Below are 12,611 nucleotides of genomic sequence, written 5' to 3'. Positions count from 1 at the left end.
GACCGCTCCTGCGGATCGACCTGTTGTAGCAGTGCTCTACGGGCGATCGGAGACTCGCGTCTGCGGGAAGTTGAAGCCCTGGGGGAAGCCTGAAAGGCGTTAACCCAGAACCGTGATCGCGGCATGCTTCTCATCAACAGACCACGAGGAGAAAGAAAAATGACGGACGGCGAAATCCGTTTTCCTACGCTGGGCGATGCGATTGCTGGCCGGTTGACAACGGGGGTTGTAAAGGGAGCTGTTGCCCTCCTGCTCGCGTGGATAATCACACTGTTTATCGATGTCGACGTGACCTTTGACAGGATCGCGGTCTCGCTTGTTCTTGCATTTGTCATATCCGAGGTTGTAGGCGCAGTCATTGAGCGGCCCATCGTCCTCCGCGAACGCAGGTCCAATCCCGGCGGGTTTGCCTATGTTTTTCTGCCATTCACTGCGTCCATTGTGATCAGTTTTGTTGCTTCTTTCGCACTCGACCGTTCAATCATCGCTAGCGCAGTGGTGACGGCGGCCGTAGCCATGTGCAATTTGGCAGAGTTGCTCTGGATGAAAAGTTGGATTCCTGGGCCGACCCCTGAAGAAGAGCAGGCCACGTTCGATGAATTCAAGGCAATGACGAAGGAGCATTTTGCTGACGATGTGGAGGAGATCAAGCGTCGTGCCAGGGACAGGACCCGCGACAGGTACTACAAGAAGAAGGCCCGTGACGAGGCCAAGGCGCAAAAACGCAAAGGCGATGGCAAACGGATACGTTGAGCAGTCGGACGAGAGTTTTCGGTAATCCAGCAAAGAGCCGAGGGCTGTCACCCATCCACCACGGATGGGTGACAGCCCTCGGCTCTTGCGAAGTACTTCTAGCAGGCTGAGATGTGCCCTACCGGAAGTTCACGAACTGCAGGTCTGCTTCCTCGAAGTCGCGCAGCAGAGCCATGGTGGCCTGAAGATCATCGCGAGACTTGGACGAAACGCGCAGCTCGTCGCCCTGGATGGTGGACTTGACGCCCTTAGGCGCCTCATCGCGGATCAACTTGTTGATCTTCTTGGCGACATCCTGGGCAATGCCCTCCTTGATGCTTGCTTCGATGCGGTATTCCTTGCCCGAAGCGAATGGGTCACCGGCATCCAACGACTTCAGTGAAATGCCGCGCTTGACCAGCTTGGACTGGAAAACATCCAGCACAGCGTTGACGCGCTCTTCCGAGTTGGCCTTCATCAGGATCTTCTCGCCGCTGAAGTCAATTTCAGCGCCTACGCCCTTGAAGTCGTAGCGCTGGGCGATTTCCTTCTGGGCCTGGTTCATCGCGTTGGCGACTTCCTGGCTATCAACCTTGCTTACGACGTCGAATGTGGAATCACTAGCCATGTGAATACTCCTAGTTGAAACGGGTCTGATTCGCTTCATAGCCTACCGGTATTAACCTTCAAATTCGGGGTGTGATCAGGCTTACAGCAAAAATACCCCTCCCGATTTCACAACGCCGGAAAACTCCTGTAGAGTTATTTCTCGTTCCGACAAGAGCAAATGTTCTTGAAGCGAACATACTCGGCAGATTACCCGAGTGGCCAAAGGGGGCTGACTGTAAATCAGCTGGCAACGCCTTCACTGGTTCGAATCCAGTATCTGCCACAAAATAACTCCCGGATCCCAGGATCCGGGAGTTTTTGCATACGGAGAACTTACGCGGCCATCGGGTTGGTTTTATTCCCGTGCTCAACCAAGATCACCTTTCTACGTATTTCAAATAAGGATCGGCTACCGTATAACCATGGCAACGAAAAATGTGAGCGAAGACGAATTCGCGCAGCTGATTGATGAGAACGACATCGTCCTGGTGGACTTCTGGGCTGCCTGGTGCGGTCCATGCCGCAATTTTGCGCCGGTGTACGAGCAGACCTCCGAGAAGTTCACCGACGTAGTATTTGCCAAGGTGGATACCGAAGCGGAACAGGGCTTGGCCCGCGCTGCGAACGTCACCTCGATCCCGACCATCATGGCGTTCCGCGAGAACGTCCTCGTGTTCTCGCAGGCTGGTGCGCTGAACCAGACCCAGCTCGAAGACCTTGTTACCGCCGTCAAGGGCATTGACATGAGCGAAGTGCATAAGCAGATCGCAGAGGAAGCCGCGCAGGCAGACTCCTAGGAATTCCCAGAAACTTCGGGCCCCCTTACCGCCGCCGGTGATCCAGCGGTGCGTATCGGGGCCCGAAGCTTTGTTTTCTCTGCCCTGAAAGCTGCAGCAAACGGACCACGCGTTGCCGATGCGGGGCATAGGGCGCCAGCAGGTCAAGCATCTGCGCATCGCTGATTCTCGAACCGGCCAGCACCTGGCCAACGAAATCTGCCAGATGGAAATCTCCGACGGAAATGTGATCAGCAGATCCATGGGAACGCTGCAGCGTCTCGGCAATGGTCCATGGTCCGATGCCCGGCACCGACGCCATCGCCGCTTCCAGGGTTCCCGGTGCCATTGCCGCGGGCTTTGGTTGGTTTATCGGCTTATCCGCCCACCACTGCAAGCTGCTGGCAACCCGCACCACACGCGCCATCGTGGTAGCCCGTTGCCCCTCAACACGCGCTGCTTGCCAGTCCCACCGCTTCATCGTTGCCAATTTCTGCGGACCGGGGAAAATCATCAGGTCCTCGGGCGCCGGGCCAGGTGCCCGGTGGCCCAGATGGCGGATCAGCCAGCGCCACGCGTAATTCGCTTCGATCCCGGTGACCCGCTGTTCCAGAATCGCCCCGGCCACGTGCTCGAAGATCCTGCCGGTGCTGGGCAGAACGAAATCAGGATGCTCGAAGCGGGAACGCGCGATGATCTCCGGGAACTTGCCTTCTTTGACTCCCGCGTCGAAATCGGTCCAGTCATCTTTCGCACCCAGCAAGTTCGGTGCCGATTCCATGGCCCACTGGGCGCCAGGACCCCAGGCCTGCAATGCGGCTGGCGAGCTCGGGGAGGGCTTATGAATATGCAAAGTTGCATCCCCTAGCGGCGTCGCAAAGGCCAACCACGCCTCGGTCTGCGACAGGCGGATCGTCGGATCGCCCAGGCCGCGACGCAAGATGCCCAAGGATTTGGGCAAGGCCACCGGACGCTGCGGATCGTAGCTGGCGCTCAACGACTTCTCCATGAAACGCATCCTATAACTTTGCCCCCGGGATTCCTGGACGGTATCCCTATCACCAGAGAAAAGCGTGCGTCCACTGCGTGACGTTTCGCTACGCCTCGGAACGACATGTATGACATCCGCCGGTAAAGTTCTTGACATGAAGTATGCGTCCACAGTTCTAGACCTGATCGGCAATACCCCTTTGGTGAAGCTCAACCGAGTCACCGACGGGATCACAGCCACCGTACTGGTGAAGCTCGAGTACCTGAATCCGGGCGGTTCCATCAAGGACCGTATCGCATTGAAAATGGTCGAGCGTGCCGAGGAATCCGGCCAGCTCAAGCCTGGTGGAACCATCGTGGAACCGACCAGCGGCAACACCGGCGTCGGCCTGGCGATGGTAGGCCAGCTCAAGGGCTACAACACCATTTTCGTCACCCCCGATAAGGTCGGCGAGGAAAAGCGCGACGTGCTGCGCGCCTACGGTGCCAAGGTAGTAGTTACCCCAACCGCGGTGGCTCCGGATTCCCCCGAGTCCTACTACGGCGTATCCGACCGCCTGGTCACCGAAATCGATGGCGCATACAAGCCCGACCAGTTCTCCAACCCGGGAGCGCCTGACAGCCACTTCGAGACCACCGGCCCGGAAATCTGGAATGACACCGACGGCAAGCTGACCCATGCGGTCATCAGCGCAGGAACCGGCGGCACCATCACCGGCACCGGACGCTACCTCAAGCAGATCTCCGCTGACCGCGCTTCCGGCCCGGTGAAGATCATCGCCGCTGACCCGGATGGCTCGGTCTACTCCGGCGGCACCGGACGCCCCTACTTTGTCGAAGGCGTCGGCGAAGACATGTGGCCGGGAAACTATGACCCCTCGGTGCCGGATGCCGTGGAGCCGGTCACCGATGCCGAAGCATTTGAGATGACCCGCCGTCTGGCCAAGGAAGAGGGCCTGCTGCTGGGTGGTTCCTCGGGCATGGCTGTCGTCGCCGCGTTGCGCGTCGCCAAGGATCTGGGCGAAGACGACGTGGTTGTCGTGATCGCACCGGATGGCGGCCGCGGCTACCTGGCCAAGATCTTCAACGACCAGTGGATGCTGGACCAGGGTTTCACCACCGATGAATACTCCGCGCTGGACTTCATCGGCGAGGCGCTGGCCAAGCAAGGCACCGCGACAGTGCCATTGGACACTACCCTGGCCGAGGCGGCCAAGGCGCTGCGCGAGCAGGGCGATGACGCGCTGGTCGTAGCCACTGCACCACTGCCTGCGCGAATCGGCGAGATCCGCGGCGTAATCGGTGCCAGCGACATCACCGACGCGCTGTTGGCCGGTGCAGAACCAACCAGCACGCTGGCAGATCTGGGCGACCTGGCAATGCCATTCATTGGCACCGCAGACACCCCGGAGCATGCGCAAGACTTGCTCAAGAGCCACCCGGCCGTGCTGCTGACCAAGGGCGGCGAAGTGATTGCCGCGGCCACCGCAGCCGACCTTCTGGCCTACACCACCCGCTAGAGACTTCACCACAAAGGATTGATATCGATGACTGAAAACCATCAGGGCGCAAACACCCGCTTTGTCCACGCGGGCCAGGAATTCGAACCGGTTACCGGCGCGGTAGTTCCGCCGCTGCACTTCTCGTCCACCTACGCGCAGGACGGCATTGGCGGCCTGCGCAACGGCTACGAGTACGGCCGCGGCACCAACCCGACCCGCGACTCGCTGCAGGCGCAGCTGGCCGGCGCCGAATTCGGCAACCACGCTTTCTCCTTCAGCTCGGGCCTGGCCGCCGAGGATTCGCTGATCCGCGCAATCCTGCGCCCGGGCGACCACATCGTGCTGGGCAACGACGCCTACGGCGGAACCTTCCGCCTGATTGACCGCGTCCTGGGTGCATGGGGCATCGGCAACACCCCGGTGGACATGGGTGACGAGGCGGCCCTGGCCGCTGCCATCGAGAAGAACAAGGCGAAGCTGGTGTGGGTGGAAACCCCGTCCAACCCGATGATGAAGATCACCGACATCGCCAAGGTCGCTCAGATTGCCCACGCCGCCGGCGCACTGCTGGTCGTGGATAACACCTTCGCCAGCCCGTTCCTGCAGCAGCCGTTGACACTGGGTGCAGACATCGTGGTGCACTCGACCACCAAGTACATTGGCGGCCACTCCGACGTGGTGGGCGGTGCGGTGATCGTCAAGGACGCCGAGCTGGCCGAGAAGATCGGCTTCATCCAGTTCGCAGTGGGCGCTGTTTCGGGCCCAATGGATGCGTTCTTGACCACCCGCGGCCTGAAGACTCTGGGCGTGCGCATGCGCACCCACTCGGAGAACGCCGCACAGGTTGCCGGGTGGTTGCGCGAACGCAGCGAAGTCGAGCGCGTGCTCTATCCGGGCTTCGAAGACCACCCGGGCCACGAGATCGCCAAGAAGCAGATGTCCGGCTTCGGCGGCATGGTCTCCGTCCAGTTCAAGGGCGGGGAATCGGCGGCCCGCAAGATTGCCGAGAGCACCAAGCTGTTCACCCTGGCTGAATCCCTGGGTGGCATCGAGTCGCTGATGAACTATCCATCGGAGATGACCCACGCTTCGGTGAAGGGCACCGAGCTGGCAGTGCCAGTGAACCTGCTGCGCCTGTCGGTCGGCATCGAGGATCCGGCAGATCTGATCGAAGATCTGGAGAAGGCCTTCACCAACCTGTAAATGCGCATAACGCAAAGGACCTGGGTTCTGCTGCCCGCCAAGGGCAGCAGAACCCAGGTCTTTCGTGCATTGAACCGGGTTCCGGTTCGGCTACCGGCGGCGCTTGGCCGGCTTGGGATCGACGATCTTGAAGTACCTGTTGCTCGCCGGCATCCACATCAGCACCACGCTGAACATGATGATGGCCGCCAGCAGCGAGTAGCGTCCGAACCGCAGCAGCAGCGGCAGTGCGGCAATCAGTCCCAGCCAGGACAGCTGGGCGCGCGCTGCCCGGTCGCCGGTGAACAGCCGGTATCCCAGCACGCCGCAGGCGATGCCCGCTGCGGCGAAAAAGACCATCAGCGCAATGCTGCCGAAATCCAGTGTGGAATCCCGGCTCTGCTCATAGGCCAGGAAGCCGCCAAAGCCGAGAAAAAGCACTCCGGCCAGGAACCAGAGCATTTGGGCGACGAACAGTCCGCCGGGGGTGGGCTCATTGGGACGCCTTGGAAAAAGAGGTTTCTTCACGTGCTTAACCCTACGTGCTCTGTCGCGGTGCCCGATCTCACACGGCTTCGACACTGACAACTCAGTGCCGTTCAAGCTAGCATTAAGTGTTCGCGAACATCAGGGTATCCCTCTCGCATCCAGCCCAATTTTTGAGGTTGGAGCCTTCTCGTGTTGTATTTTCCGCAAAGTGTGTGCGGGTCTTTATGTCATAGGGGAGCGCTTGATGAGCGTGACTTGTATCTGACTGTGCAGCCTATACGTCGTTTCTTTGGGGACGGCCAAGGCCTATCCCCAAACGAATGAGGTAATTCTTCGTGTCTTCTGACATGCCCGTAAACACCAACGACAACCAGACCCCGGAAGAGCCAACCGTGCTCTTCTCCGAGCTTGGCCTGGATGCCCGCGTGCTTGCATCGCTTGCCGACCTTGGCTACGAGAAGCCATCGCCAATCCAGGCAGCGACCATTCCACTGCTCCTCGAAGGCCGCGACGTTGTCGGCCTGGCCCAGACCGGTACCGGCAAGACCGCTGCTTTCGCACTGCCTGCCCTGTCCCGCATGGCCGAACTGGCTGACACCAATGGCCCAGCCAAGACCCCGCAGATCCTGGTCTTGGCTCCAACCCGCGAGCTGGCCCTCCAGGTCGCCGAGGCCTTCACCTCCTACGCCAAGTACCTGCCGAACTTCACCGTTCTGCCAGTGTACGGCGGCTCCCCATACGGCCCGCAGCTCAACGGCCTGCGCCGTGGCGCACAGGTAGTCGTGGGCACCCCAGGCCGTGTGATCGACCATATCAACAAGGGTTCCCTCGACCTGTCGAACCTGCAGTACGTGGTGCTGGACGAGGCCGATGAAATGCTGCGCATGGGCTTTGCCGAAGAGGTCGACAAGATCCTCGAAGCGACTCCGGAAGAGAAGCAGGTTGCCCTGTTCTCGGCCACCATGCCGCGCACCATCCGCCGCATCGCCTCTGAATACCTGCGCAACCCGCAGGAAGTTGCCGTGAAGTCCAAGCAGTCCACCGGTACCAACATCACCCAGCGCTTCCTGCAGGTCATGGGCGCGCACAAGCTTGACGCCATGACCCGCATCCTCGAATCCGAGGAATTCGACGGCGTGATCACCTTCGTGCGCACCAAGATGGCTACCGAAGACCTGGCCGACAAGCTCAAGGCCCGCGGCTTCACCGCCGCCGCCATCAACGGCGACATCCCGCAGCAGCAGCGCGAGCGCACCGTCGAGAACCTGCGCTCGGGCAAGATCGACATCCTGGTGGCTACCGACGTGGCAGCCCGCGGCCTGGACGTCGAGCGAATTTCGCACGTGATCAACTTCGACATCCCGCATGACACCGAGTCCTACGTGCACCGCATCGGCCGCACCGGCCGTGCCGGCCGCAAGGGCGACGCAATCCTGTTCATGACCCCGCGCGAGAAGTACCTGCTGCGTGCCATCGAGAAGGCGACCCGCCAGCCGGTGACCCAGATGCAGCTGCCGTCGCTGGATTCGGTCAACGACCGCCGCATCCAGAAGTTCACCGACCGCATCGACAAGACCATCAGCGGCCAGGACCTGACTACTTTCCGCGAGATCGTGGAGAAGTTCGCTGCCGAGCACGAGGACCTGGACCACCTCGAAATCGCGGCTGCACTGGCTTTGATGGCCCAGGGCGGACGCCCGCTGCTGATGACCGAGCCGGTCATGTCGCCTGCGAAGAAGGCCCGCATGGATCGCCCGGAGCGTGGCGAACGCGGTGAGCGCGGTCCACGTGCCCGCAAGACCGCTGCCGAGGGCAACGCCATGTACCGTCTGGCAGTTGGCCGCCGCAACCGCGTTCAGCCAGGCTCGATCGTTGGCGCACTGGCCAACGAGGGCGGCTTCGATTCTTCGGAAATCGGCGGCATCGACATCCGATCGGACCACACCCTGGTGGAGCTGCCAGCAGAGCTGAGCAAGGACCAGTGGCGTGCACTTTCCAAGACGCGCATCGGCGGCGAAGCCATCGATCTCCAGCTCGACAATGGCCGCAGCCCGCGCCGTGATGACGATGGCGACCGCGGAGGTTTCCGTGGTAGCCGTGGCGGCTACGGTGGCGGACGCAATGGCGGCCGTGGTGGATTCGGTGGCGGACGCAATGGCGGCCGTGGCGGATTCGGTGGCGGACGCGGCGGCAAGGACCGCTACAGCGAATCGAACCGCAGCGGTGGACGTCGCGACTACTAAGCCTGCAGCTACAGCTGAGTAGCACTGGATAACGCCCTTGGGGCAAGCCGAAAGCTTGCTCCAAGGGCGTTATCGCATGCCGGGCTAATTATTCGGCAGGGGTCCCTACCGGAATCTCATCCCCGAGATAGACCGTGCCGCCGCTTTCCAGGAACTGCCGGCTCTTCTGCGCCATCCCGGCCAAGGCCGCTTGTGCCTCGGCCGAGCCGTATTCGTCGCGGATGTCCTGGGAAATGCGCATGGAGCAGAATTTCGGCCCGCACATGGAACAGAAGTGTGCGGTCTTCGCCGGCTCGGCCGGCAGAGTCTCGTCATGGAATTCCTGCGCGGTGACCGGGTCTAGGGATAACGCGAACTGGTCATTCCAGCGGAATTCGAAACGAGCCTTGCTCAGCGCATCATCACGGGCCGTGGCACCCGGATGCCCCTTGGCCAGATCTGCCGCGTGAGCCGCGATCTTGTAGGTGATCACGCCGGTCTTCACGTCATCCCGGTTGGGCAGCCCCAGATGCTCCTTGGGCGTGACATAGCAGAGCATTGCGGTACCGTAGCGGGCGATCTCCGTGGCACCGATGGCGCTGGTGATGTGGTCGTAGCCCGGCGCGATGTCGGTGACCAGCGGGCCCAAGGTGTAGAACGGGGCCCCGTCGCACAATTCCTGCTGGCGCTCCACATTCTCGCGCACCAGATGGAACGGGATATGCCCCGGTCCCTCGACCATCACCTGCACGTCGTAGTGCCAGGCGCGCTTGGTCAACTCGGCCAGCGTGTCCAGCTCGGCGAACTGGGCTGCGTCGTTTGCGTCCGCAATGGAGCCCGGGCGCAGCCCGTCGCCCAGCGAGAAGGCGACGTCGTACTGCGCGAATATCTCGCACAGCTCATCGAAGTGGGTGTAGAGGAAATTCTCCTGGTGGTGCGCCAGGCACCATCCGGCCATGATGGACCCGCCGCGTGAAACCATGCCGGTAACCCGGTTGGCGGTCAGTGGGATGTAGCGCAGCAGCACGCCAGCATGGATGGTCATGTAGTCCACGCCCTGCTCGCACTGCTCGATGACAGTGTCGCGGAAGATCTCCCAGGTCAGCTTGTTGGCTTCGCCATTGACCTTCTCCAGCGCCTGGTAGATCGGCACGGTGCCGATGGGCACGGGGGAGTTGCGGATGATCCATTCTCGGGTGGTGTGGATGTCATCTCCGGTGGACAGGTCCATCACCGTGTCGGCACCCCATTTGGCGGCCCATTGGAGCTTGGAGACCTCTTCTGCGATGGAGCTGGTCACCGCCGAGTTGCCGATATTCGCATTGATCTTGACCAGGAACGCCTTGCCGATGATCATCGGCTCGGATTCCGGGTGGTTGATGTTCGCCGGGATGATGGCTCGTCCGGCCGCGAGCTCGCTGCGCACCAGTTCTACATCGCATTCCTCGCGCAGCGCCACATAGCGCATTTCCGGGGTGATGATCCCGGCACGTGCATAGTGCATCTGCGTTACGCGCGCTCCGCCAACGGCCCGCAGCGGAGGGGCTGAACGTCCAGCCCATTCCGCGCTGGCCGTGCCGCGGCGGACCGCCGAGCGCCCGTCGTCGTGCAGATTGCGCTCGCGGCCTGCGTAAGCCTCCACATCCCCGCGCTCCAGGATCCATTGCTCGCGGAAGGGCGGCAAGCCCTGGGTCGGTTCGCTTCCCGGTCCGCTGGTCCGATACACCGACAGCGGCTCGTTGGGCTTTCCATTGGGAGAGTCTGCCAGATGGATCTGCGTGACGGGAACAGAAATTCCCGCAGATTCGCGGTAGGCAAGGGTGTGGGCAGGGTGCTGTTCAAATTGTTCCACTGGGGAAACTCACTTCCTTCGCCGGCATGACCCGGACAGGTTCAACGGTCGCGGACGGCGATAGCCCGATCTCAGCCCTTGCCAGGGCACCCGTGTGGTCGCGAACAACATAGCACGCTTGGGAGGAGGAAACGCAAATCCAGTGGTCAGAAGGGTGACAGCAATTCAGGATGCGGGCACTGGCCCGGCGGCAGGAGCTAGCTTGTACAAGCGATCAGCCTCTTGCAGCGCGAATCGGGAATCTGGGGAAGACGGCGTGGCAGAAGACTGGCGAAGCAGCGCGGGCGAAGGCTGAGGCGATGGCCGCGCGATGGGGCACTAAGAGCGGCAGATAAACGAAAAGAGAAGCAATCTGGAATCAGATTGCTTCTCTCATTGCGAGCCCCCTGCCGGAATCGATCCGGCGACCTCGTTCTTACCAAGAACGCGCTCTACCACTGAGCTAAGGGGGCAACAGGTAAATACTTTACACAGGTTTTCGAGGTTTGCAAAATCCCCCGGGGATTTGTTGCTGACGTCACAATATTCCTAATCAAGACGGAAATGGGAGTCGGGTTGCCTAGGTGAATTCCGTGCGCGTGAGAGCTTGCTTCATGCTTCCTGGATTACTTTCGCGGCGCGTTGTGGCGACTCCGCGCACCGGATGCCAGATGCCCTTCCAGGCAATCCATAATCCCAGGGTCGAGGGACTGGGGGAGTTGAGCCTCCTGTGTTTTGCGTGGGAGGTCTGTGGTTCTGCCACGAGGGAAAGTGTCGCGGGATCTTATCCTGCGAGTCTGGTCGAATCCGCGATTGACCACAAGGGACACCTCAGTGAGCATCGTCACCCGAGCGCCTTTTGTCCCAGTCTTCGTCCTTGAAGGTCTATGGTGAGTGGCTAATCTCAATTTGACTAGTGGTTTTATGGAAATTTCGGGGTGTTTTCCAGGTCGGTTTGCCGATTTTTCTTTGCCGGGAAATGCGTGTAGAGTATTTACTCGTTGCCCCCTTAGCTCAGTGGTAGAGCGCGTTCTTGGTAAGAACGAGGTCGCCGGATCGATTCCGGCAGGGGGCTCTGAGTGAGAAGCTTTCTTGGCTTCTACTGGATTGTTTCTCACTTGTGGCGGCGTAGCTCAGCTGGTTAGAGCGCACGACTCATAATCGTGAGGTCCCGGGATCGAGTCCCGGCGCCGCTACCAAATCAAAGATCCTCGGCTTCGGCTGAGGATCTTTTTTGGTTTCCGGGTTCGAAGCGGTCTTCAGGGACCCGTCGTTTCGAAGCCAATAACGCTTAGTTGTCCGCACCCTTTTCAGGGCTCCTTGTGCTGGCTTGCTGTGCCAGCGAGAGCAGTCCCTGGAAGGCCTTCGTATCGAAATTCGTCTCTTGTCCTGCTGCATCATTGGCATCATGGCCGTGTACTTCGGTATGCAAGCGTTGCATTTGCATATCGAGTTTCGTTGCAACAGCTGCCGCATCGGCGAGCTCCTGTACTAGATGTTCTGGAACCTCCCCCTCGTACTTGTAGAAAATTTTATGCTCCAGGCTTGCCCAGAAATCCTGGGCGATCGTGCGGATTTGCAACTCCACTACGACGTCGACAGGGCCGTCGGATAAGAAGACCGGAATTTGCACAATTGCATGGACACTTTTATAGCCGCTTGGCTTCGGGTTCTTGATGTAATCCTTGATCTGGATGACCTTCAGGTCATTTTGAGCGGTCAAGGTGTTCAGGACCTTATAGATGTCCTTGACGAAACTGCAGGTAATGCGCACACCCGCAATATCGCTGATGTTCTCGCGTATGGCAGTAAGGGACGGCGCGATGGCCCGGCGGGCAACCTTGCGCATGATGCTCTCCGGAGTTTTCACCCGGGAGCTGACGTGCTCGATTGGATTGTATTTGTGCAAGTACAAGAACTCTTCACGCAAGATCGAGACCTTGGTCAGCACTTCGTCCACCGCAAACTGGTATTCCATCATGAAGCGCTGGAAATCGTGGTGGAAGGCCTTCGTCAATCGCTGCAACTCGGCCGGGGACGGGGTAGTTCCAGCAGCCGTGATTGCCACTGCACGCGTCTCGTCATCAAATGGGACTGAAATCCTGGATCACCTCAACAGATTGTGGCCCGGTCCGCGGTACGTTTCCGGTGCAGTTTCAGCCTAAGGGCATCTCCTAAGAATTAGGCCAGAACCAAACGGGAATTCGTCCAGCTAACTTTCGGACTTTGCGAATCGGCCAACCTGCCCACCGGACCTGGCCCTCTGCAGTGAACTATC

At 60.3% G+C, this 12,611-nt stretch carries 10 protein-coding genes, 4 tRNA genes and 1 riboswitch; of the genes, 8 read left to right on the top strand and 6 right to left on the bottom strand.

Features of this window, described 5'->3' with window-relative positions; genetic code table 11:
• Window positions 1-159 precede the first annotated feature (159 nt).
• A complete protein-coding gene (locus JOE62_RS13000; protein ID WP_204722661.1) occupies window positions 160-753 on the top strand; it encodes a magnesium transporter in 594 nt (197 codons plus the stop codon).
• A gap of 118 nt (window positions 754-871) precedes the next feature.
• Here JOE62_RS13000 and JOE62_RS12995 read toward each other — a convergent pair whose 3' ends face one another.
• Complete coding sequence (locus JOE62_RS12995) at window positions 872-1,360, bottom strand: YajQ family cyclic di-GMP-binding protein (RefSeq protein WP_038992247.1); 489 nt, start codon at window positions 1,358-1,360, stop codon at window positions 872-874.
• 182 nt (window positions 1,361-1,542) lie between these two features.
• On the opposite strand from JOE62_RS12995, the gene JOE62_RS12990 reads away from it, so the two are divergent.
• Window positions 1,543-1,624, top strand: a tRNA-Tyr gene (locus JOE62_RS12990).
• A gap of 139 nt (window positions 1,625-1,763) precedes the next feature.
• Window positions 1,764-2,138, top strand: coding sequence for a thioredoxin (gene trxA / locus JOE62_RS12985; protein ID WP_204722660.1), 375 nt, complete (start codon window positions 1,764-1,766; stop codon window positions 2,136-2,138).
• A gap of 25 nt (window positions 2,139-2,163) precedes the next feature.
• Here trxA and JOE62_RS12980 read toward each other — a convergent pair whose 3' ends face one another.
• On the bottom strand, window positions 2,164-3,126 hold the full coding sequence (locus JOE62_RS12980) for a DNA-3-methyladenine glycosylase family protein (RefSeq protein ID WP_204722659.1): 963 nt from the start codon (window positions 3,124-3,126) through the stop codon (window positions 2,164-2,166).
• A 136-nt stretch (window positions 3,127-3,262) separates the two neighbouring features.
• Between JOE62_RS12980 and JOE62_RS12975 the strand changes: the two genes are divergently transcribed.
• Both JOE62_RS12975 and JOE62_RS12970 read left to right on the top strand, forming a co-directional pair.
• Complete coding sequence (locus JOE62_RS12975; RefSeq protein WP_204722658.1) at window positions 3,263-4,627, top strand: pyridoxal-phosphate dependent enzyme; 1,365 nt, start codon at window positions 3,263-3,265, stop codon at window positions 4,625-4,627.
• A gap of 27 nt (window positions 4,628-4,654) precedes the next feature.
• Entirely contained in the window at window positions 4,655-5,812 is a 1,158-nt protein-coding gene (locus tag JOE62_RS12970) for a cystathionine gamma-synthase (RefSeq protein ID WP_128471092.1), read from the top strand.
• A 90-nt stretch (window positions 5,813-5,902) separates the two neighbouring features.
• Here the strand turns inward: JOE62_RS12970 and JOE62_RS12965 are convergent, their stop codons facing one another.
• Window positions 5,903-6,319 carry a hypothetical protein gene (locus tag JOE62_RS12965; protein WP_204722657.1) on the bottom strand — a complete coding sequence of 139 codons (417 nt, stop codon included), beginning with the start codon at window positions 6,317-6,319 and terminating at the stop codon, window positions 5,903-5,905.
• A 308-nt stretch (window positions 6,320-6,627) separates the two neighbouring features.
• Between JOE62_RS12965 and JOE62_RS12960 the strand changes: the two genes are divergently transcribed.
• Window positions 6,628-8,523 carry a DEAD/DEAH box helicase gene (locus JOE62_RS12960; RefSeq protein WP_204723300.1) on the top strand — a complete coding sequence of 632 codons (1,896 nt, stop codon included), beginning with the start codon at window positions 6,628-6,630 and terminating at the stop codon, window positions 8,521-8,523.
• 88 nt (window positions 8,524-8,611) lie between these two features.
• Here JOE62_RS12960 and thiC read toward each other — a convergent pair whose 3' ends face one another.
• Entirely contained in the window at window positions 8,612-10,354 is a 1,743-nt protein-coding gene (gene thiC, locus JOE62_RS12955) for a phosphomethylpyrimidine synthase ThiC (RefSeq protein ID WP_204722656.1), read from the bottom strand.
• Window positions 10,351-10,458: riboswitch (TPP riboswitch) on the bottom strand. Its footprint overlaps the gene before it by 4 nt.
• Before the next feature lie 276 nt (window positions 10,459-10,734).
• A tRNA-Thr gene (locus JOE62_RS12950) sits at window positions 10,735-10,806 on the bottom strand.
• A 530-nt stretch (window positions 10,807-11,336) separates the two neighbouring features.
• Between JOE62_RS12950 and JOE62_RS12945 the strand changes: the two genes are divergently transcribed.
• Both JOE62_RS12945 and JOE62_RS12940 read left to right on the top strand, forming a co-directional pair.
• Window positions 11,337-11,408 (top strand) — tRNA-Thr (locus JOE62_RS12945).
• Window positions 11,409-11,455: 47 nt separating this feature from the next.
• Window positions 11,456-11,532 (top strand) — tRNA-Met (locus tag JOE62_RS12940).
• A gap of 92 nt (window positions 11,533-11,624) precedes the next feature.
• On the opposite strand, the gene JOE62_RS12935 is transcribed toward JOE62_RS12940, so the two are convergent.
• A complete protein-coding gene (locus JOE62_RS12935) occupies window positions 11,625-12,401 on the bottom strand; it encodes a GTP pyrophosphokinase (RefSeq protein WP_338085790.1) in 777 nt (258 codons plus the stop codon).
• Window positions 12,402-12,611: the final 210 nt, after the last annotated feature.

This window comes from Glutamicibacter nicotianae (assembly GCF_016907615.1).
Classification (GTDB): Bacteria; Actinomycetota; Actinomycetes; order Actinomycetales; family Micrococcaceae; genus Glutamicibacter; species Glutamicibacter nicotianae.
Note: the sequence above shows the minus strand (reverse complement) of the source record. Positions and strands in the feature narration are given on the sequence as shown.